Annotated in this window: 15 protein-coding genes; 12 read left to right on the top strand and 3 right to left on the bottom strand. The window is 63.1% G+C overall.

What is annotated here, in order from left to right; genetic code table 11:
- The first annotated feature begins 7 nt into the window (after positions 1–7).
- From AB3X86_RS09450 to AB3X86_RS09505, 12 genes are all read left to right on the top strand, one after another.
- Positions 8–3133, top strand: a complete 3126-nt coding sequence (locus AB3X86_RS09450) for an efflux RND transporter permease subunit (RefSeq protein ID WP_368595743.1) — start codon at positions 8–10, stop codon at positions 3131–3133.
- Positions 3130–6444: an efflux RND transporter permease subunit gene (locus AB3X86_RS09455; protein WP_368595744.1), complete on the top strand. Its 3315-nt coding sequence runs from the start codon at positions 3130–3132 to the stop codon at positions 6442–6444. The genes AB3X86_RS09450 and AB3X86_RS09455 overlap by 4 nt, the downstream gene beginning before the upstream one ends.
- Positions 6441–8069: an efflux transporter outer membrane subunit gene (locus AB3X86_RS09460; protein WP_368595745.1), complete on the top strand. Its 1629-nt coding sequence runs from the start codon at positions 6441–6443 to the stop codon at positions 8067–8069. The genes AB3X86_RS09455 and AB3X86_RS09460 overlap by 4 nt, the downstream gene beginning before the upstream one ends.
- A 9-nt stretch (positions 8070–8078) precedes the next feature.
- Positions 8079–8702 (top strand): chromate transporter, encoded by a 624-nt coding sequence (locus AB3X86_RS09465; protein ID WP_176106903.1) that lies wholly within the window; start codon positions 8079–8081, stop codon positions 8700–8702.
- 44 nt (positions 8703–8746) lie between these two features.
- Positions 8747–9283, top strand: a complete 537-nt coding sequence (locus AB3X86_RS09470; RefSeq protein ID WP_368595746.1) for a chromate transporter — start codon at positions 8747–8749, stop codon at positions 9281–9283.
- A 234-nt stretch (positions 9284–9517) separates the two neighbouring features.
- On the top strand, positions 9518–10915 hold the full coding sequence (locus AB3X86_RS09475; RefSeq protein ID WP_176378678.1) for a PLP-dependent aminotransferase family protein: 1398 nt from the start codon (positions 9518–9520) through the stop codon (positions 10913–10915).
- 182 nt (positions 10916–11097) lie between these two features.
- Positions 11098–12129 carry a hydroxyectoine utilization dehydratase EutB gene (eutB, locus tag AB3X86_RS09480; protein WP_368595747.1) on the top strand — a complete coding sequence of 344 codons (1032 nt, stop codon included), beginning with the start codon at positions 11098–11100 and terminating at the stop codon, positions 12127–12129.
- Positions 12126–13130 carry a cyclodeaminase gene (locus tag AB3X86_RS09485; protein WP_368595748.1) on the top strand — a complete coding sequence of 335 codons (1005 nt, stop codon included), beginning with the start codon at positions 12126–12128 and terminating at the stop codon, positions 13128–13130. The genes eutB and AB3X86_RS09485 overlap by 4 nt, the downstream gene beginning before the upstream one ends.
- Positions 13131–13183: 53 nt before the next feature.
- Positions 13184–14209, top strand: a complete 1026-nt coding sequence (gene doeB, locus AB3X86_RS09490) for a N(2)-acetyl-L-2,4-diaminobutanoate deacetylase DoeB (protein ID WP_368595749.1) — start codon at positions 13184–13186, stop codon at positions 14207–14209.
- Positions 14210–14216: 7 nt separating this feature from the next.
- Entirely contained in the window at positions 14217–14708 is a 492-nt protein-coding gene (locus AB3X86_RS09495) for an Lrp/AsnC family transcriptional regulator (RefSeq protein WP_013092605.1), read from the top strand.
- A gap of 168 nt (positions 14709–14876) precedes the next feature.
- Positions 14877–16400 carry an NAD-dependent succinate-semialdehyde dehydrogenase gene (locus AB3X86_RS09500; protein WP_368595750.1) on the top strand — a complete coding sequence of 508 codons (1524 nt, stop codon included), beginning with the start codon at positions 14877–14879 and terminating at the stop codon, positions 16398–16400.
- Positions 16401–16444: 44 nt separating this feature from the next.
- On the top strand, positions 16445–17842 hold the full coding sequence (locus tag AB3X86_RS09505; RefSeq protein WP_176121028.1) for an aspartate aminotransferase family protein: 1398 nt from the start codon (positions 16445–16447) through the stop codon (positions 17840–17842).
- A gap of 56 nt (positions 17843–17898) precedes the next feature.
- Here the strand turns inward: AB3X86_RS09505 and AB3X86_RS09510 are convergent, their stop codons facing one another.
- From AB3X86_RS09510 to AB3X86_RS09520, 3 genes are all read right to left on the bottom strand, one after another.
- Positions 17899–18303, bottom strand: a complete 405-nt coding sequence (locus AB3X86_RS09510) for a hypothetical protein (protein ID WP_368595751.1) — start codon at positions 18301–18303, stop codon at positions 17899–17901.
- Between the two features lie 1171 nt (positions 18304–19474).
- A complete protein-coding gene (locus AB3X86_RS09515) occupies positions 19475–20038 on the bottom strand; it encodes a paar repeat-containing protein (RefSeq protein ID WP_176366328.1) in 564 nt (187 codons plus the stop codon).
- Positions 20031–20480 (bottom strand): hypothetical protein, encoded by a 450-nt coding sequence (locus tag AB3X86_RS09520; RefSeq protein WP_368595752.1) that lies wholly within the window; start codon positions 20478–20480, stop codon positions 20031–20033. The genes AB3X86_RS09515 and AB3X86_RS09520 overlap by 8 nt, the downstream gene beginning before the upstream one ends.
- Positions 20481–20644: the final 164 nt, after the last annotated feature.

Genomic DNA, 20644 nt, shown 5'->3' on the forward strand with positions numbered 1-20644 from the left:
CGCGCCGATGAACATTTCCCGCCTGTTCATTCTTCGCCCGGTCGCGACGCTGCTGTTGATGATCGCGCTCGTGCTCATCGGTCTGATCGCGATGCGCGTGCTGCCAGTGTCGTCGCTGCCGAACGTCGACTATCCGACGATTCAGGTGCAGACCTTCTATCCGGGTGCGAGCCCGACGGTGATGGCGACCACCGTGACGGCGCCGCTCGAAGTGCAGCTCGGGGAGATTCCGGGCCTGCAGCAGATGACCTCGTACAGCTCGGACGGCGCGTCGGTGATCACGCTGCAGTTCGATCTGTCGCTGAACCTCGACATCGCCGAGCAGAACGTGCAGCAGGCGATCAACGCGGCGAACAGCTATCTGCCATCGGGCCTGCCGGCGCCGCCGACGTACGCGAAGGTCAATCCCGCCGACCAGCCCATTCTGACGCTCGCGGTCACGTCGAAGTCGATGTCGCTGACGCAGCTCGAGGACGTCGCGAACAATCGCCTCGGCACGAAGATCTCGGAGGTGGCGGGGGTCGGCGTCGTGACGACGAGCGGCGGCAACGTGCCCGCGATCCGCGTCGAGGCCGACCCGCACAAGCTCGCCGCCTACGGCCTCAATATCGACGATCTGCGCACGCTGCTCAGCTACGTGAACGTGAGCCAGCCGAAGGGCAATTTCGACGGCCCCGATCTCGACTACACGATCAACGGCAACGATCAGATCACCGACCCGAAAGACTATCTGGACACGGTGATCGCCTATCAGAACGGCTCGCCGGTCTACATGCGCGACGTCGCGCGCGTGAGCCAGGCCGCGCAGGACGTCGAGCGCGGCGCGTGGTACAACGGCTCGCCCGCGATCGTGCTGAACGTGCAGCGCCAGCCCGGCGCGAACGTGATCCAGACGGTCAATCAGATCATGAAGGTGCTGCCGCAGCTCGAATCGACGCTGCCGGCCGGCATGAAAGTGACGGTGGTGTCGGACAGTACCGGCGTGATTCGCGCGTCGGTCGCGGACGCCGCGTTCGAGCTGATTCTCGCGATCGTGCTGGTCGTCGCGGTGATCTTCGTGTTCCTGCGCAACGTGCCCGCCACCGTGATTCCGAGCATCTCGGTACCGGTCTCGCTGATCGGCACGCTCGCGGTGATGTACCAGCTCAACTATTCGATCGACAACCTGTCGCTGATGGCGTTGATCATTGCGACCGGCTTCGTGGTCGACGACTCGATCGTGATGATCGAGAACATCGTGCGCTATCTGGAAGAGGGCATGTCGCCGCTCGAAGCCGCGCTCGAAGGCGCGGGGCAGATCGGCTTCACGATTCTGTCGCTGACCATTTCGCTGATCGCGGTGCTGATTCCGCTGCTGTTCATGGGCGGCGTGATCGGGCGCCTGTTCAGCGAGTTCGCGGTGACGCTCGCGGTCACGATCGTGATTTCGGCGGTCGTGTCGCTGACTGTGGTGCCGATGCTGTGCGCGCGGATGCTGCGCGCGCAGGCCGAGCGGCATCCGAGCCGCTTCGAGCGCATCAGCGAGCGCCTGTTCGACAAGACGCTTGCCACCTACGAGCGTGGCCTGCGCTGGGTGCTCGACCATCAGACGCTGACGCTGATGGTCGCGCTCGCCACCGTCGTGTTGACCGGCATCCTGTATGTGGTGATTCCGAAGGGGCTATTTCCGGTGCAGGACGTCGGTGTGATCCAGGGCATCAGCGTCGCCGACAACTCGGTGTCGTACGCGGCGATGGTGAAGCGGCAGAGCGCGCTCGCCGATGCGGTCCTGAAGGACCCGGACGTGGTGTCGCTGACATCGTACGTTGGCATCGACGGCACCAACGCGACGCTGAACAACGGCCGCTTCCTGATCAATCTTCGCGACAAGGACAAGCGGTCAGACAACGCGCAGGAAATCGCGCGCCGGCTGGCGCAGGAAGTCGCGCATGTGCCGGGCGTGAAGCTTTTCATGCAGCCCGAGCAGGACCTGACACTCGACACGACCGTGTCGCCGAACCAGTACAGCTTCGTGTTGCGTGGACCGAGCCAGCAGGCGTTCCAGAAGTACGTGCCGGAACTCGTCGCGCGTCTGAAGCAGATTCCGTCGCTGTCCGACGTGCAGAGCGACCTCAACACCGACGGCCTCAGCGTGAACGTCGAAGTAAACAGGCAACTGGCCGCGCGCTTCGGCATCACGCCCGCGACGATCGACAACGCGCTGTACGACGCGCTCGGCCAGCGCATCGTGTCGACGATCTTCGAGCAGTCGAGCCAGTACCGCGTGATTCTGGTCGCGAAGCCGGAGTCGATGCCGACCGTGCAATCGATCGGCAATCTGTATCTGCCGAGCCAGACCAGCAGCACGGGTCAGGTGCCGCTGTCCGGCATCGCGAAGATCGAGATCAGGAAGGCCCCGCTCGTGATCAGTCACCTTGCGCAGTTCCCGTCGGTGACGATCTCGTTCAATCTCGCGAAGGGGGCGTCGCTGAGCACCGCGGTCAAGGATATTCGCGAGGCCGAGCAGGCGATCGACCTGCCGCCGTCGATCACGTCGTCGCTGCAAGGCGCGACCGCGGCGTTCGAGGATTCGCTATCGAGCGAGGTCTACCTGCTGATCGCCGCGCTCGTTGCCGTATATATCGTGCTCGGTGTGCTGTACGAGAGCTTCATCCATCCGGTCACGATCCTGTCGACGCTGCCGTCGGCGGGCATCGGCGCATTGCTGTCGCTGATGCTCGCGGGGATGGATCTCGACGTGATCGGCATCATCGGTATCGTGCTGCTGATCGGCATCGTCAAGAAGAACGCGATCATGATGGTCGACTTCGCGCTCGACGCCGAGCGCAATCACGGCAAGGCGCCGCGCGAGGCGATCTTCGAGGCGTCGCTGCTGCGTTTCCGCCCGATCCTGATGACGACGCTCGCGGCAATGCTCGGCGCGCTGCCGATGCTGCTCGGCACCGGCACCGGTTCGGAACTGCGCCGCCCGCTCGGCCTCGCGATCATCGGCGGTCTGACGCTGAGCCAGGTGCTCACGCTGTTCACCACGCCGGTGATCTATCTGTTCTTCGACCGGATGGCCACGCGCGTGAACCGCTGGCGCGCCGAGCGCGCTAGGCGCAACGCAGGCGGCGCGGAGGGCACGCGGTGAACATCCCGGCGCTCTTCATCCGGCGACCGGTCGCGACGACGCTGCTCGCGATCGCGATTCTGATCTCCGGCACGCTCGCCTATTTCCGCATGCCGGTCGCGCCGCTGCCGAACATCGCGTTTCCGGTGATCGTCGTGCAGGCCAACATGGCCGGCGCGAGCCCGAACATCATGGCGTCGACGGTGGCCGAGCCGCTCGAACGGCGGCTCGCGACGATCGCCGATGTCGAGGAGCTGACCTCGATCAGCTACGTCGGCTCGTCGATGATCATCGTCGAGTTCGGTCTGAAGCGCGACATCAATGGCGCCGCGCGCGACGTCGAGGCGGCGATCCAGGCCGCGCGCGCCGATCTGCCCACCACGCTGCGCAGCAATCCGAGCTACCGCCAGTACAATCCGGCCGACGCGCCGATCGTGGTGCTGTCGCTGACCTCGGACACGCTGACCAAAGCGCAACTCTACGACTCCGCCGATTCGGTGATCCAGCAGCAGTTGTCGCAGGTGCAGGGCGTCGGCCAGATCACGCTCGGCGGCGGCGCGTTGCCGAGCGTGCGCGTCGAGTTGCAGCCGGGCAAGCTCAATAGCTACGGCATCGGCATGGAAGACGTGCGCGCGGCGATCAGCGCGGCCAATGCCGACAGCGCGAAGGGGCATATCGACGTCGGCGATCAGCGCTACGTGGTCACCTCGAACGATCAGATCACGCACGCGGCGCCGTATCGCGACCTCGTGGTCGCGTATCGCGACGGCGCGCCGGTGAAGTTGCGCGACGTCGCCCAGGTGCGCGACTCGAACGAAAATATCCGCAATGCGGGGCTTTTCAACGGCAAGTCGGCGATTCTGGTGATCGTCTATCCGATGCCGGGCAGCAACGTGGTCAGCACCGTGCAGCAGATTCGCAACGTACTGCCGGCGATCGAAGCGACGTTGCCGAGCAGCGTGCACGTGGATGTCGCGATCGATCGCTCGCAGTCGGTCACGTCGTCGGTCGGCGATACCGAGCGCACGCTGTTCATCGCGGTGCTGCTGGTGGTCGGCGTCGTGTTCATCTTCCTGCAGTCGCCGCGCGCGACGCTGATTCCGGCGGTCGCGTTGCCGCTGTCGATCGTCGGCACCTTCGGGCCGATGTATCTGCTCGGCTATAGCATCGACAACCTGTCGCTGATGGCGCTGACCATCGGCACCGGCTTCGTCGTCGACGACGCGGTCGTCGTGCTCGAAAACGTCGTGCGGCACATGGAGCTGGGCTTGAGTCCGAAAGAGGCCGCGGTGAAGGGCGCGGGCGAAGTCGGCTTCACGGTGATTTCGATGAGCCTGTCGTTGATCGCGGTGTTTCTGCCGATCATTCTGTTTCCGGGCATCGTCGGACTGATGTTTCATGAGTTCGCGATCACGCTGTCGATCGCAATCCTGATCTCGCTGGTGATCTCGCTGACGGTCACCCCCGCGATGTGCGCGTACGTGCTGAGCCGCGACAACACGGGTCATTCGAAATCGCGCTGGGCGCAGTGGATCGAGCGGCAGTTCGATCGCTTCAAGGATGTCTATGCGCGCTCGCTGACGGCCGTGCTCGATCATTCGCTGCTGGTGATCCTGCTGTTGTTCGCGCTGCTGGTCGGCAACGTGTTCATGCTGAAGCTGGTGCCCGCCACCTTCTTCCCCGAGCAGGACACCGGCATCGTGATCGGGCAGATCATCGCCGACCAGAGCATTTCGTTCACGGCGATGCAGAAGAAGCTCGCGCAGTTGCAAACGATCGTGCAGAGAGATCCGGCGGTGCAGTCGGTGGCGGGCTTTACCGGCGGGCGCGCGCTCAATACCGCGAACGTGTTCATCGAGTTGAAGCCGCTGTCGGAGCGGCACGCGACGGCCACCCAGGTCGTGAACCGCCTGCGTCCGAAGCTCGACGAAGTGTCGGGCGCGCGGCTCTTTCTGCAGGCGCAGCAGGACTTGCGCATCGGCGGGCGGCAATCGGCGGCCGAGTACCAGTACACGCTGACGAGCGACGATTCCGCCGCACTGTTCGCGTGGACGCCGAAACTCGCCGCCGCGTTGTCGAAGGAGCGCGGGCGGCTGCTCGACGTGAACTCCGACTTGCAGCAGAACGGCCTGCAGACCTACCTGACGATCAATCGCGCGACCGCCGCGCGCTTTGGCTTCGCGCCGAACCAGATCGACAATGTGCTGTACGACGCGTTCGGCCAGCGCACCGTGTCGACGATCTATAACCCGCTGAACCAGTACTTCGTCGTGATGGAGGTCGCGCCCGAGTATTGGCAGTATCCGGAGACGCTGAGCCAGATCTATCTGAGCGCGTCCGCGGGCAATCCGACCGGCACGGCCGCGACGCAGATGCCGCATGGCACGGTGTCGGCGACGACTAGCGCGACCAGGGCCAGCGCATCGTCGAACACGAACTCGCGCAACTCGGACGCGCAGTCGAACGCGACCAACAACAGCATCGCCAATAGCAAGGGCGGCAGCTCGACCGGCAGCGCAGATAGTACGGCTGCCGAAACGATGGTGCCGCTTTCGGTGCTGACGTCGTACCGGAACAGCCATACGTCGACGCAGGTGAACCACCAGAGCGGGCTCGTCGCCGCGACGATCTCGTTCAACCTGCCGGCCGGCGGGTCGTTGAGCCAGGCAGGCGCGGCGATCAACGAGACGATCCGCGACATCGGCATGCCCGCGAGCATTCACGGCTCGTTCGCGGGCGCGGCGGCGGCCTATTCGCAGTCGATGGGCGTGGTGCCGCTGCTGATTCTCGCGGCGCTCGGCGTCGTCTACATCGTGCTCGGCGTGCTGTACGAAAGCTCGATCCACCCGCTGACAATCCTGTCGACGCTGCCGTCCGCGGGCATCGGCGCGACGCTCGCGCTGCTGATCTTCGGCACGCCGTTCTCGGTGATCGCGATGATCGGCATCATCCTGCTGATCGGTATCGTCAAGAAGAACGGCATCATGATGGTCGACGTCGCGATCCAGTTGCAGCGCCACGAACGGATGCCCGCGCGCGACGCGATCCACGCGGCCGCGCTGATCCGTCTGCGGCCGATCATGATGACGACGTTCGCGGCCGTGCTCGGCGCGGTGCCGCTCGCGATCGGCATCGGCCAGGGCGGCTCGCTGCGCCAGCCGCTCGGTATCACGGTGATGGGCGGGCTGATTCTGAGCCAGATGTTCACGCTCTATACGACGCCGGTGATTTATCTGTATCTCGACCGTCTGCGCGCACGGCTCGTCAGATGGTCCGCGGGGCTGCGCTGGAACCGCGACGCGACGCCGGGACAACCGGATACGAAGGCATGACGATGAAGATTTCTTCTGAGCGAATGACGGGGCCGCGCGCCGGGTTGCCGGGCGTCACGACGCTCGCCGTCGCGCTGCTCGCGCTGTTCAACGCCGGCTGCATGGTCGGCCCGGACTATCACCGGCCGCAGGTCAGCGTTCCCGCCACGTACTCGGAGCTGCCGGGCTGGACCCAGGCCGAGCCGAACGCGACCGGCCCGAAGGGCACGTGGTGGACCTCGTTCAACGATCCGCTGATCGACGAACTCGAACCGCTCGTCGCGGTGTCGAACCAGACCGTGCGCGCGGACTACGCGAACTACCAGCAAGCGCTCGCCGAAGTGCGCGCCGCGCACGCGGCGCTGTTCCCGACGATCGGCGCGACCGGCTCGGCGACGCGCGAACGCGCGAGCAGCGGTTCGGTCAGTGCAGCGGGAAGCTTCGTCAATGGTACGTCGACGCGCATCGTCAATTCGGGTTCGCTGGAAGGCAACGTGAGTTGGGCGCCGGACCTGTGGGGCCAGGTACGCCGCACCGTCGAGGAAAACGCCGCGAGCGCGCAAGCGAGCGAAGCGACGCTCGCGAATGCGACGCTCTCCGAGCAGGTCGCGCTCGCAACGGCGATCATCGAATTGCGCACCAGCGACGCGAACATCGACCTGCTGCAGCAAACGGTCGTCGCATATCAGCATGCTCTCGACGTCGTCACCGAGCAGGATCGCGCGGGCACCATTCCGCCGAGCGACGTGATCACCGCGCGCAGCCAGCTGAATACCGCAAAGTCCGATCTGATCGCGCTCGGCGTCGCGCGCGCGCAGCAAGCGCATGCGATCGCGGTGCTGGTCGGCAAGAACCCGGAGGAGCTGTCGATCACGCATAGCACCGCGATGCCGGCGCTGCCGTCAGTGCCGGTCGGCGTGCCGTCGACGCTGCTCGAACGCCGGCCCGACATCGCCGCCGCCGAACGCAAGATGGCCGCGCAGAATGCGGCGATCGGCGTCCAGGTGGCCGCGTATTACCCGGACATCTCGCTGTCGGCCGCGGCGGGGTTCACGCAGTCGCCGCTGTCCGGTCTGCTGAAGGTCGCGAACTATGTGTGGTCGCTCGGCGGCAGCGCGACCCAGACGCTGTTCGACGGCGGCCTGCGCAGCGCCGACGTCGATGCGGCGAAGGCGGCCTACGACTCGGCCGTTGCCAACTATCGCGGCACGGTGCTGGGCGCGTTCCAGAACGTCGAGGACGATCTGTCCGGCCTGCGCATTCTCGCCGAGCAGGCGGCCGTGCTCGAAACGGCGGTGCGCGATGCGGACCGAGGCGCGGAGATCGCGTTCAACGAGTACCAGGCGGGCACCGTCGATTACACGACGGTCGCGACCGCGCAAGCGACGCAGCTGACCACACGGCAGACCGCGCTGAACGTGCAGGAATCGCGCTTGCTGCACGCGGCGTCGTTGTTTGGCGATCTGGGCGGCGGGTGGTCGACCGGTGATCTGCATGATCCGCGGCATCCGGCGGCGGCTGCATCGTCGGCTGCGTCTGCGGCTTCCTCGCCTTCGGCTGCGTCTGCTCCATCGGCTGCGTCAGCGGGGACATCTGCGGCTATCATGCCGGGCGCGCGGCAAGCGCGGCACGATCAAAACGACTAAGGACGAGCATTGGCCAAAGGCATCCACGGGCACCACGTCAGCGGCCCTGTATCGGCACCCGAAGATGACGCGCCACACCACACACCGCCTCGCGATGTGACCTCGCTGGGCCTCTTTCTGATCTTCGCTCGCATCGGTCTGACGAGTTTTGGCGGCGGCTTGAGCGGCTGGTTCATGCGCGAGTTCGTGCACGACCGGCACTGGATGAGCGAAGACGAATTTCTCAACGGCCTCGCGTTGTCGCAGGCGCTGCCCGGCGTCAACGTGAAGAATCTGGCGATCTGGATCGGTTACCGGCTGCTCGGCTGGCGCGGCGCCGTCGCGGGATTTTTCGGCATCATTTTTCCGGCTGCCGTCGTGATCATTCTGCTGGGCGCGTTCTTTTCGGCGATCGCGTCGTTTCCGCTCACGCATATCGCGCTCGCTGGCGCCGCGGCCGGTGCGATCGGGCTGTCGCTGTCGATGGCGATCACCGCGGCGCGCCGCTTGCCGCGCCGCGTGTTCCCCTATCTGGTGCTGCTCGCGACGTTCGCGGCCGCCGCGGTGTTTCGCGTGTCGCTGGTGTGGACCGTGCTGATCGCCGGCGCGTTGAGCGTTGGCTACGAGTACGTGCGCGAGGCGCGCCAGCCCTGATCGGCTTGTGTCGCCACAACTCAAACTCCACTAAAGCTTCCGCCGTGCTCAGAACTCTTATCGCGCTGTTTTCGGTTTTCGCGCCGCTGTCGATCGTCACCGTCGGTGGCGGGCAGGGGATCATCCCCGAAGTGCAACGCCAGGTCGTCGACGTGCATCACTGGATGACCCATGCGCAATTTCTCAGCGACTTCGCGATCGCGCGGCTCGCGCCCGGTCCCGGCTCATTGCTCGCGACGCTGATCGGCTATCAGGTCGGCGGCGTCGGCGGCGCGCTCGTCGCGACCGTCGCGCTATTCGGGCCGACGGCGTTTCTGATGTATGGCGTCGTGCACGTATGGAATCGGCACGAAGGCGCGCGCTGGCTGAATGCGTTGCAGGCTGGATTGCGCCCCGTGGCCGCCGGGCTGATTCTCGCGGCCGTCTATGTGCTGATCAAGGACCTCGAAGGCGGATGGATTGCGTGGCTCACCGCGGCAATCGCGACCGTGCTCGTGATGAGGACGCGTATCAATGCATTGGTGCTGATCGCGGGAGGGGCGATCGTGTTTGTGCTGATGCATATTGCGGGTTTGCTATAGCGCGGGGGGAACACAACGACCTGCGCCAGTCGAGACGTTCAGTATCTGACGCGATTTCCCGCGGTGACTGTGCTCAGGCGATGAACCAAATCGCCTGCATCCCACCCCACATTTTTTCGCCCCAATTGCTCTAGGACAATTATTTTCCGCCCCGTTTTTGCCTCACTATTGGAGATCAGGCAAGACGACACGACTCCAAACGGAGCCGGCGTCGCGATAAACGGAGGAGCAACGGTGATCGAGCAATGGCGCGAGGCCGTGCGCGCGGTGCACGGCGTGGAGTCGAAATACAAGCGGCTGGTCAAGGCGATTGCCGGCGACATCGAGAACACGTCGCTGCCGCCGGGCGCGCGCCTGCCGCCACAGCGCGACGTCGCCGCCGAACTCGCGATCAGTGTGCAGACCGTGACCAACGCATACAAGGAACTGGAGCGGCAAGGGCTGATCCGCTGCGAGGTGGGGCGCGGCAGCTTCGTCGCGGCGCGTGTCACCGAAACGATGTCGAGCTACATGCTCGATACGGCCGAGCGCTCGGTGGTCGATTTTTCGATCGCGCGCATCATTCACACGTCCGAGCACGATGCGATGTGGCGCAAGGTCTGCGCGACGCTCTCGACGCTCGACGATCAACCGTGGATTCGCGCGTTCCGGCCGATCGCGGGCTTCGAGCATCATCGCCAGGCGGGCATTGCGTGGCTCGCATCGCTCGGCATGCCGGCTTCGGCCGATACGCTGCTCGTCACCAACGGCGCCGCGCACGGCATCTTTCTCGCGCTTGCTTCGCTGGTGGGACCGGGCGACACCGTGCTGTGCGAAAGCCTGACGGATCACGGCGTGATAGGTTCGGCCAACGTGCTCGGCTTCACGCTGAAGGGCCTCGAAATCGACGAGTACGGCATACACCCCGAACACTTCGAAGAGATGTGCGACAGCGAGCGCATCTCCGCGCTCGTCTGCACGCCGACGCTGAACAACCCGACCGTCGCGCTGATGCCCGATTCGCGGCGTCGCGCGATTGCGAAAATCGCCGAACGCTACGGCGTCTACGTGATCGAGGACGACGTGTACGGCCCGTTGCCCGCCAAACATTCCACGCCGATTTCGAGCCTGATTCCCGAGCTGTCGTTCTACTGCACGAGCTTGACGAAGTCGGTGATGGCCGGTTTGCGCATCGGCTATATGACGACGCCGCGCCGGCTCGCGCTGCGCGCCGAGAGCGTGCTGCGCGTGAGCAGCTGGATGGCGACCCCGCCGATGGCCGAGATCGCCACGCGTTGGATCGTCGACGGCACGGCCGCGCGGCTCGTCGAAATTCAGCGTGAACGGCTCGGGCGGCGTCAGGCGCAATTGCAGCAGACGCTCGGTAAATATGTCCTGGGCGCGCATCCGCAGGCATTGTCGGCATGGTTGCGGGTGCCCGATCACTGGCGCACCGACCGGCTGGTGCGCGAACTGCGCAACCGCGACATCGCGGTGACGTCGCCCGATCCATTCCTCGTGCGCGACGCGGACCGGCCTAATGCGGTGCGCGTTTGCGTCGGCGCCGAGGTTAGCGAAGACACCTACAAAGCCGCGCTCGAAACGATGCACGATGTGTTCGAGCAATACCCGCAGGTGCACGATTTCACCTGATCGCGCGGGTGCGCGAATTGCGTGGGCGCTGACCGAAATGAACTAGGACAATAAAAATCCTTTTTTAGAACACTAGACTGGGCTGCATGGAAAACGATGCGGCCGCGAATCACTGCGTTTATCTGCGACAGCCGTGCCCGCATCGAATAGCGAATCGACCACTTTGATGCAGGGCCTCGCGCATGTCCGTTCCACCGTCAGCCGATCTGTCGTTAGCCGACATTTACCGCGCGCGCAGCCGTATCGACGGCCGCGTGTGCCGTACGCCGCTCGTCGAATCACCGAGCCTGTCGGCGCACGCCGGCACGCCGGTCTATCTGAAGCTCGAAACCGTGCAGCCGACCGGCAGCTTCAAGCTGCGCGGCGCGACCAATGCGCTCGCGCAACTGGCCGAGCGGGGCTGCACTCGCGTGGTGACCGCATCGACCGGTAATCATGGCCGCGCGGTTGCGCATGCGGCGCGCGCGCTCGGTATCGATGCAACCGTGTGTCTGTCGCGTCTCGTGCCCGCCAACAAGGTCGATGCGGTCCGCGCACTCGGCGCGCACGTACGGATTACCGGCCAAAGCCAGGACGAGGCGGAGCACGAAGCATTGCGACTCGCGCGCGAAGAAGGTTATGCCTACGTGCCGCCATTCGACGATCCGCGCGTGATCGCTGGACAAGGGACGATCGGGCTCGAAATCGTCGAGGCCTTGCCCGATGTCGCGAACATCGTCGTGCCGTTGTCGGGCGGCGGGCTGTTTGCCGGCATCGCGCTCGCCGCGAAAAGCACGAGTGCCGCGATCGGTTTGACCGGCGTGACGATGGCGCGCGGCGCCGCGATGCACGCGAGTCTCGCGGTCGGTCAGCCGGTGCTGGTCGAGGAAGTCGATACGCTCGCCGATTCGCTCGGCGGCGGCATTGGACTCGAAAACCGCTACACGTATGCGCTGACGCGCGATCTGATCGACGAAACCCTGCTGCTGAATGAGGCGTCGATCGCGCGCGGTATCGCGCATGCGTATCGGCAGGAACGGCTCGTCGTCGAAGGCGCGGCGGCGGTGGGGATTGCCGCGGTGCTCGATCGCGCGCTGCCGGCTGAGCGCATCGCGCGCGGGCCGCTCGTGCTCGTCGTGACGGGCGCGAACATCGATATGGATCTGCATCGGCGGATCGTCGGCAACGAAACATCGCAAGCCGAACCGCCACCGAACCCACATACCGCATCATGACCTCGATCACGCTCCTTGGCGAAGCCGAGCTTCGCAATCTCGTGCCGCTCGATCTCGCGGCTATCGACCAGATCGAAGCCGCCTTTGTCGCGCTCGCGACCGAAGCGGTCGCGATGCCGCCGATCCTGCGGCTCGATCTGCCAGCGCATAACGGCGAAGTCGATGTGAAGACGGCCTGGCTGCCGCGCCTCGACAGCTTCGCAATCAAAGTCAGTCCGGGCTTTTTCGATAACCCGTCGCTTGGTTTGCCGAGCCTGAACGGCCTGATGCTGGTGCTGTCGGCGAAGACCGGATTGACCGAGGCGGTGCTGCTCGACAACGGCTATCTGACCGCGATACGCACGGCGGCCGCCGGCGCGGTCGCGGCGCGCTGGCTCGCGAAAGCCAACACGCCGCACGTCGCGGTGATCGGCGCGGGCGAGCAGGCGCGCCTGCAACTGCGCGCCCTGATGCTGGTGCGCCGCGTCGAACACGTACGAGTGTGGGCGCGCGACGCGGCGAGCGCGCTACGTTTCTCAGCAGAAGCGAACAACACGCTCGGCGTGCGCTGCGACGTCGCGGCCAGCGTTTACGACGCGCTTGCCGAAGCGGACGTCGCGATCACGACGACGCCGAGCCGCACGCCGCTCCTCGAAGCCGCCGATCTGCATCCGGGTCTGCACATCACCGCGATGGGCTCGGACGCCGAACACAAGAACGAAATCGCGCCGGCCGCGCTCGCGGCGGCGCGCTACGTGTGCGACCGCGCGCAGCAAACGCGGGTGCTCGGCGAACTGCATCACGCGATTGCCGCGGGCACGATGCGTGACGATGCGGCGATCGTCGAATTGGGTCAGGTGATAGCCAAACAGGCGGCGGGCCGCACGAGCGACACCGACGTGACGATCTGCGATCTGACCGGAACCGGCGCGCAGGACACCGCGATTGCCGCGCTCGCCTTGCAGCGCGCGCGTGCCGCGAAGGCGGGGACGACATTTGGCAACGGCGCGCCGCTGAAATGACGCGCGATCAACGGTAAAACGCCGCACAAGCGGCTCACGAAGGAGTAGCACAGATGCGGGCATCCCCGATTCAACCGACGGTCGATTTCAACGCCGACGGCGAACAGCATGGTTTCCTGAAGCTGCCTCATTCTCACGATGTCTCCGCGTGGGGCGCGGAGATGATCCCCATCACCGTGATCCGCAACGGCGAGGGACCGACCGCGCTGCTAACGGGCGGCAATCACGGTGACGAATACGAAGGGCCGATCGCGCTGTCGAAGCTCGCCGCCACCTTGAAGGCGAGTGAGGTACGCGGGCGCGTGATCATCGTGCCGTTCATGAATTTTCCGGCGTTTCGCGCGGGCACGCGCACGTCGCCGATCGATCGCGGCAATCTGAATCGCAGCTTTCCGGGCAAGCCGGATGGCACCGTGACCGAGAAGATCGCCGATTATTTTCAGCGCTATCTGCTGCCGCTCGCCGACTATGTGCTCGATCTGCACGCGGGCGGCCGCACGCTCGACTTCGTGCCGTTCGCCGCGATTCACGTACTGCCCGATGCGACGCAGCAGGCGCGCTGCGAAGCGGCGATGCGTGCGTTCGGCGCGCCGTACTCGATGCGGATGCTCGAGCTAGATAGCGTCGGCCTTTACGACACGGCCGTCGAGGAAGCCGGCAAGGTGTTCGTGTCGACCGAGCTTGGCGGCGGCGGTACCGCAACGGTGCAGAGCGTGGCGATCACCGAGCGCGGTGTGCGCGGCTTTCTGCAGCATGCGGGGATCATCGAGCAGGACGAATCGAGCCGTAACGCACCACGCACGACCACGCTGCTCGATATGCCCGATGGCACCTGCTACACGACGAGCGAGCACGATGGTCTGCTCGAATTGTGCAAGGATCTCGGCGAGATGGTCGATAGCGGCGAGGTGATCGCGCGGGTTTACGATGCGAATCGCACCGGTGCCGCGCCGATCGAATATCGCGCGCGACGCGCGGGCATGCTCGCCGCGCGGCATTTCCCGGGGCTCGTGCGGAGCGGCGATACGGTTGCGGTGGTCGCCGACGTGCTCGAACGTGGCATACCGGTAACGGTCTGAACGCGCGATGAAATTCGACCGCTACGATCTCGCGATTCTGCGCATTCTCGCGCGCGACGGACGCATCACGAAGTCGCGCCTCGCCGAAGAAATCAATCTGTCGATTTCGCCGGCATGGGAGCGCGTGAAGCGCCTCGAAGAAGAGGGCGTGATTCGCGGGTATCGCGCGGATATCGATTGGGTGCGCGCGTTCAAAGGCAGCCGCGTGGTGGTCGAGGTGACGCTAGCGCGTCATACCGCTCCGGACATGCGGCGCTTCGAGGAGCGCATCGCGGCCGCGCCCGAAGTCGTGCAATGCCTCGCGACGGGCGGCGGCGTCGACTATGTGATGCACGTGCTGTCGCGCGATATCGACCACTATCAGCGCTTCATCGATACGTTGCTCACCGACGAGTTGGGCATCGAGAAGTACTTCACCTATATCGTCACGAAGGTGGTGAAAAGCGGCGCCGAAGGACTGCCTGATTGGGCGGAACAATCGATTGGCGAGAACGGTTGAATGGCGCGATAAGTGCGGTCCAAATACGGTCAAAAGTCCCGCCCGAAAAAACATCAATCACGCGGCGAATTGCAGAAAAAACGCAGTCTTCCAACCGCGACAACAAAAAAATCCGCAGTGCCCGAGGACCTACAGTGATAGCAGAGACATCGCACACAGGAGGTCGTCATGTTGCTGGGTCATCCGGTCCTATTCAAATCGCTGTGCTACGTGGATGGACGCTGGGTTCATAGCGCGAGCGCCGCGAGCGTCGCAGTGCAGAATCCCGCGAATCAGGAAGTACTCGGCCATGTGCCGATGCTCGACGCGGCGCAGATCACCGCCGCAGTCGATGCCGCGCAGCGCGCGTTCGACACGTGGCGCTGGGTGCCGGTCGCCAAACGCTCGGCGCTGCTATTGCGCTGGCATGAACTGATCCTGCGTCATCAGCAGGATCTCGCTGCGATCCTGTCGCTCGAACAGGGCAAGCCGCTTGCCGAAGCGCGCGGCGAAATCGCGTATGGCGCGAGCTTCGTCGAATGGTTCGCGCATGAAGTGCGGCGCCTGAATGGGCGCACGATTCCGACGCATATCGATGGCGCGCATCTTGGCACGATCATCGAGCCGGTCGGCGTCGCCGCACTGATCACGCCGTGGAATTTCCCGTGCGCAATGCTCACGCGCAAGGCCGCTGCCGCGCTGGCCGCAGGTTGCACGGTAGTCGCGAAGCCCGCGCACGAGACGCCGTTCTCCGCACTCGCGCTCGCGCAACTCGCCGAAGAAGCCGGCTTTCCGGCAGGCGTATTCAACGTGGTGCTCGGCGAGCCGCAAATGGCGATGGAAACGCTGGTTTCGGATAGCCGCGTGCGCTCGGTCAGCTTCACCGGATCGACGCGCGTCGGTGCACTGGTGATGCAAACGGCCGCGCAGGCAGGCATCAAGAAGACCGCGCTCGAACTGGGCGGCAACGCGCCTTTTATCGTGACCGAAGATGCGGACCTCGCACAGGCCGTGCGCGTGGCGGTTGCTGCGAAGTTCCAGACCTCGGGCCAGGACTGCTGCGCGGCGAACCGGATCTTCGTCGCGCGTCCGTTGTATGAAGCGTTCGTCGCGCAATACAGCGATGCCGTGAAGGCCTTGAAAGTGGGCAGCGCCTTCGACCCACACGTAGACGTGGGCCCGCTGATGCACCAGGCCGCGTTCGACACGACCGTGCAGCGCGTCGCCGACGCGCGCGAGAAGGGCGCACGCATCACGGTGGGCGGCTCGGCGCACGAGCGCGGCGGCTGGTTCTTCGAGCCGACCGTGGTGGCCGATGCTGCGCCCGGCATGCGCATCTACGACGAAGAGAACTTCGCGCCGATCTCGGCGGTATCGCCGTTCGATTCGCTCGACGAAGTGGTCGAACGCGCGAACGACACCGAGTACGGACTCGCCGCCTACGTCTGCGCGAAAGAGCTGAACACCGTGTTTCAACTGATCCGCCGACTCGACTTCGCGATGGTGTCCATCAACGGCGCGAAGTTTACCGGCGCGCCGATTCCGTTCGGCGGCATCAAGTCGTCGGGGCTTGGACGCGAAGGCGGCGTCGAAGGCTTCGAGCCGTTCGTCGAGACACGTTATTTCTGCCTTGGCCAGCTCGGCTTGCCGGTCAGCGACAGCGCCCCAGCTCGTGCCGCGGCACACGCGATGGCGACGGACGCAACGGCCTGAACCTACTGATTCATTCATCAAGACATCACACGAAGGAGCGACCCATGACTAAATTCGATCAACTGCTGAGCGCCGATCGCGCGCACTTCATGCATCCGTCGACGCACGCGCACGATCACGCGAGCGGCGCGCTGCCGGGCCGGATCGTGACCGGCGCGAAGGGCATCCGTATCGAGGACCATCAAGGCAAATCGTTTATCGATGCATTTGCCGGCCTTTACTGCGTGAACATCGGCTACGGCCGCACCGAAGTGGCAGAGGCGATTTACGAGCAGGCGAAGAAGCTCGCGTACTACCACACGTATGTCGGCCACTCGACCGATACGATCATCGAACTGTCGTCGCGCATCATCGACTGGTCGCCGAAAGGCATGAAGAAGGTGTACTACGGCTTGTCGGGTTCGGATGCGAACGAAACGCAGATCAAGCTCGTCTGGTACTACAACAACGTGAAGGGCCGCCCGAACAAGAAGAAGATCATTTCGCGCGACCGTGGCTATCACGGCTCGGGTATCGTCACCGGTAGTCTCACGGGCTTGCCGAGCTTCCATCAGTTCTTCGATCTGCCGGTCGAGCGCGTCAAGCACACCGTGTGTCCGCACTGGTATCGCCGCGCGCCCGCGGGCATGAACGAAACGCAGTTCGTCGCGTACTGCGTCGACGAACTCGAAAAACTGATCGCGCGCGAAGGCGCTGATACGATCGCGGCCTTCATCGGCGAACCGGTGATGGGCACGGGCGGCATCGTACCGCCGCCGGCCGGTTACTGGCCCGCGATCCAGCAGGTGCTGAAGAAGCACGACATTCTGCTGATCTGCGACGAAGTGGTGTGCGGCTTCGGCCGGCTTGGCTCGAAGATGGGCGCGCAGCACTACGGCATTCAGCCGGATCTGATCACCGTCGCGAAGGGTTTGACGAGTGCGTATGCGCCGCTGTCGGGCGTGATCGTCAGCGAGGGTGTGTGGGATGTGATCGATAAGGCATCGCAGGAATCGGGCGCGCTGGGGCATGGCTGGACCTATTCGGGCCATCCGATCTGCGCGGCCGCGGCTCTCGCCAACCTCGACATTCTGGAGCGCGAGAACCTGACGCAGAACGCGGCGCAAACCGGCGCTTATCTGCTCCAGCAATTGCATGCGGCGTTCGACTCGCATCCGCTCGTCGGCGAAGTGCGCGGCGAGGGTATGCTGGCCGCGCTGGAGTTCATGGCCGACAAGGATCTCCGCACGCCGTTCGATGCGGCGCTGAAGGTCGGACCGCGTGTGTCGGCTGCGGCGATGCAGCGCGGACTGATCGCGCGGGCGATGCCGCATGGCGACATCCTTGGCTTTGCGCCGCCGTTGGTGACGTCGCGCAGTGATGTCGACGAGATCGTCAAGTTGACGCGCGAAGCGGTGGATGAGGTGGCGTCGCAGGTGTTTGCGCCGGCTGCTTCGCTTTGATGAACTGAGGAGTGAGAAAGCCCCGGCTGCTGGGATGTGGTTTGTGGTTGGGGCTTTTATTTACTTCGGGCGGAATTGGTGTCAGGCGGTTCAATTTCGATAGAATCCAAGGTTTCGATGACCGATCGTGTTTCGCGCAGATCACCGCCCACGATTTCGTGCTGGTGTCTGTCGAGAAATCGGATCTTCGTGTCGATTATCAAGGTAACTGGGACGTCACCGTGGGAGCTATGCCACACGGCTTGAAATTTATACGGTCCCATCCGAGCACCGCCCATATGCGGCATTGTCGCGCTATCTATCCTGTCTCCCCATCCCGTATCTGTAACTGAAAAGTTGTCAGTTATGAACTGTTCAAATTGAGCGCGCGCCTTGAGCATTGGAACAATGTCGCCGTAAAAACTGACCGATCCATCCGCATGAGCGGTCGGAATCAATAGCGCTCCGACGAGCGTAGCCATAAATCTTTGAGCACAGATCCTTTTATTCACGATTCAAGATCTAGAAGATCTGGAAGAGCATGCGTTTAAATCTATGCCGTGCTTTAGTCCTCCCGGAACGGACTCCGGTTGCCCTTGTTCCGCAGGTCCTATCGTCACGCTATCGATATGCTCTTCAATGCGGACTGCCTTAAGCAAACTTCCATCGACCTTCCTGCCGCGCGAGTCGATAAAATCTATACGCGTGTTTATCGTCAGAACTACTGGTTTTGAACCTGAATTCCCGCGCCAGTTTGCCCACATCGAATAAGGCCCGATTCGGGAACCCCCTAAAGCTTTCGATTGAACGTCTCCAATTCGCGTTCCCATTGGATCGCTGACGATATCGAAGTTGCAGAGAACGAGTTCTCTTGAGTCTGCGTTCTGATTTAATAGCGGCATGATAGATGAATCGAAATCGACTGAGCCCGTACCATCTAGTGCGAAAGCAGTAAGCGGGAGACACGACAAGAGCGGAAGCAGTCTTTTCATTTCATAGCCCAGAAAATTTGACCCGGCGAGAGCCGACAGCGTTGTGACGATGCATTGGCACGCTCCTCCTCGGATGGCGGCGGCTTCGCGCCGCATTGTCACTGACGGCTATAGGTACATGGACCCGCATCAGAACCGCTGGAAATTGTGCTTGCACGGCAAGATGCTGCTTCGTAGCGACCGCTTCTCTGATTGAAGCGAAACTGGGTTGTGTAACACGTTATCGCCGTACAAGCCGTCTCTGCGATGTCTCGCATTCCACCATGCTCCACTTGCAAGATCTGAAAAACATCAGCGTTCCCTTCATGCAGGATGCGCCCGTTAGAAACAAGCCAGTGCTGGAATTGATGGGCGCCATAGAAAGGTGCGAAATATGGGTCCAAGGTAGGCCGCACGAATCGGATTTCCCGCCCCCTAAGGCTAATTGGGACGGTCTTCCATACGAGCCTTGTGCTTGGGTCTTTCGGTATCTCGCCCGCTTGTGCATAGCCAGTTAAATCCTGCGCTCGCTCTTCATGTCTCATCAATGCGCTTGCGAACGCATGAGTGACGTGATCCCATCCGCTCGTTGAGTCTTCAGTTCGATTCTCGAACAAGATTTCTGAGGCAACTGCATGACCAGTCGTAAGGCCTGCGAGTAGTAGCGCGATAGCAGTATTTTTCATTTTGGTGTCCCACCGCCCGCAATAAACCACGCCTTTAGAGTCGCAAAGTCATGAACCTGAAATGACACCCATTCATGAGGCTTTAGCTTCTCAATGGCATGCTTAATGTTCCCGGCTATCACCGAGTCAATTACATTGTGGACGCGAACGTCTTCAACCGCGATCAGGTCCTGAGTGTGCGGGGAAAAATCGTCGAGACCCATCGCCTTCTTGCCATGTTCGGTCCACGCGGCTCTGTTAATCTGGTACAGACCGGCAGCGGTAGTGTGTCCATCTTTACCCGGCCCCGGGTGAGTTGATTCGTCGGTAAAGGTCCACGTCGTATTTCCCGGATACCACCCGTACTTCGCGTGATAGTCGCCGCCTTCAGATTTCCCAATCATATAGAGGAACGCCTTGACGTTGGCATCTTTGAAATATTCCTCGTTCTCTTCGAGGCGCGTCTTCTGCCGTGACGCAACGCGAACCTGTTTCGCGGCGCTGTCGGCGGTACTCGTCGTCGTTCTTCGCGCGGCATGGTTGAGATGCTTACCCGACGGGGAGATTACGGTCTTAGGCATGTTTCGCCCCGTTGCAATAGATATTGATTTCTTCAGCCGAACTGGTCATGGAAAGACGGTGCGTATAGCCGCTCGCGTCGGTCATTCCATGTTCTATATCGCCGCTTGCCCGTTCGACGGCATATTCAACGTTGACTAAAGGCTTACCCGTGTGAGCGTCGAGAAGTTGGAATTGCTCGTTGTAGTTGATACGCCTGGTGACCGGGGAGCGTCCGCGACAATCACACGCCCATGCGTAACCTAGCGCTTTGGCCATGTCGTAACCGTTTGATAGCGAACGCAGCCGATCAAAGGGAAAGAACTCTCCGGTTTCTGCATTCATAGCCTGTGCCGACGGCATCGGCGGGAAGTTGGCGTAGATCGAATAGGTAATGCGACAAAGGTCACAGACCTTCTCGTCCGGCATCTTCTTTCCAGTGCCATCCTGATTCCGTTTCTCCATTGGATTCCTCATGAATTTCCAGGCGATGTCGGATACTTACCCATCGAAACGAACCACGTCAACAGCTTTAAATCGAGATAAGACTGTCTTGAAAAACATTGACGACGACTGCTACGCGCGAAAAAGAAAGCCCGCCATGAGGGGCGGGCTCGGAGGGTGACAGT

Source organism: Paraburkholderia sp. BR14374 (assembly GCF_040948685.1).
GTDB lineage: Bacteria > Pseudomonadota > Gammaproteobacteria > Burkholderiales > Burkholderiaceae > Paraburkholderia > Paraburkholderia youngii.

Coding starts and splice junctions, on each gene's coding strand:
- AB3X86_RS09450 (WP_368595743.1), top strand. CDS start 8: ATGAACATTTCCCGCCTGTTCATTCTTCGCCCGGTCGCGACGCTGCTG.
- AB3X86_RS09460 (WP_368595745.1), top strand. CDS start 6,441: ATGACGATGAAGATTTCTTCTGAGCGAATGACGGGGCCGCGCGCCGGG.
- eutB (WP_368595747.1), top strand. CDS start 11,098: ATGTCCGTTCCACCGTCAGCCGATCTGTCGTTAGCCGACATTTACCGC.
- AB3X86_RS09485 (WP_368595748.1), top strand. CDS start 12,126: ATGACCTCGATCACGCTCCTTGGCGAAGCCGAGCTTCGCAATCTCGTG.
- doeB (WP_368595749.1), top strand. CDS start 13,184: ATGCGGGCATCCCCGATTCAACCGACGGTCGATTTCAACGCCGACGGC.
- AB3X86_RS09495 (WP_013092605.1), top strand. CDS start 14,217: ATGAAATTCGACCGCTACGATCTCGCGATTCTGCGCATTCTCGCGCGC.
- AB3X86_RS09500 (WP_368595750.1), top strand. CDS start 14,877: ATGTTGCTGGGTCATCCGGTCCTATTCAAATCGCTGTGCTACGTGGAT.
- AB3X86_RS09505 (WP_176121028.1), top strand. CDS start 16,445: ATGACTAAATTCGATCAACTGCTGAGCGCCGATCGCGCGCACTTCATG.
- AB3X86_RS09510 (WP_368595751.1), bottom strand. CDS start 18,303: ATGGCTACGCTCGTCGGAGCGCTATTGATTCCGACCGCTCATGCGGAT.
- AB3X86_RS09515 (WP_176366328.1), bottom strand. CDS start 20,038: ATGCCTAAGACCGTAATCTCCCCGTCGGGTAAGCATCTCAACCATGCC.
- AB3X86_RS09520 (WP_368595752.1), bottom strand. CDS start 20,480: ATGGAGAAACGGAATCAGGATGGCACTGGAAAGAAGATGCCGGACGAG.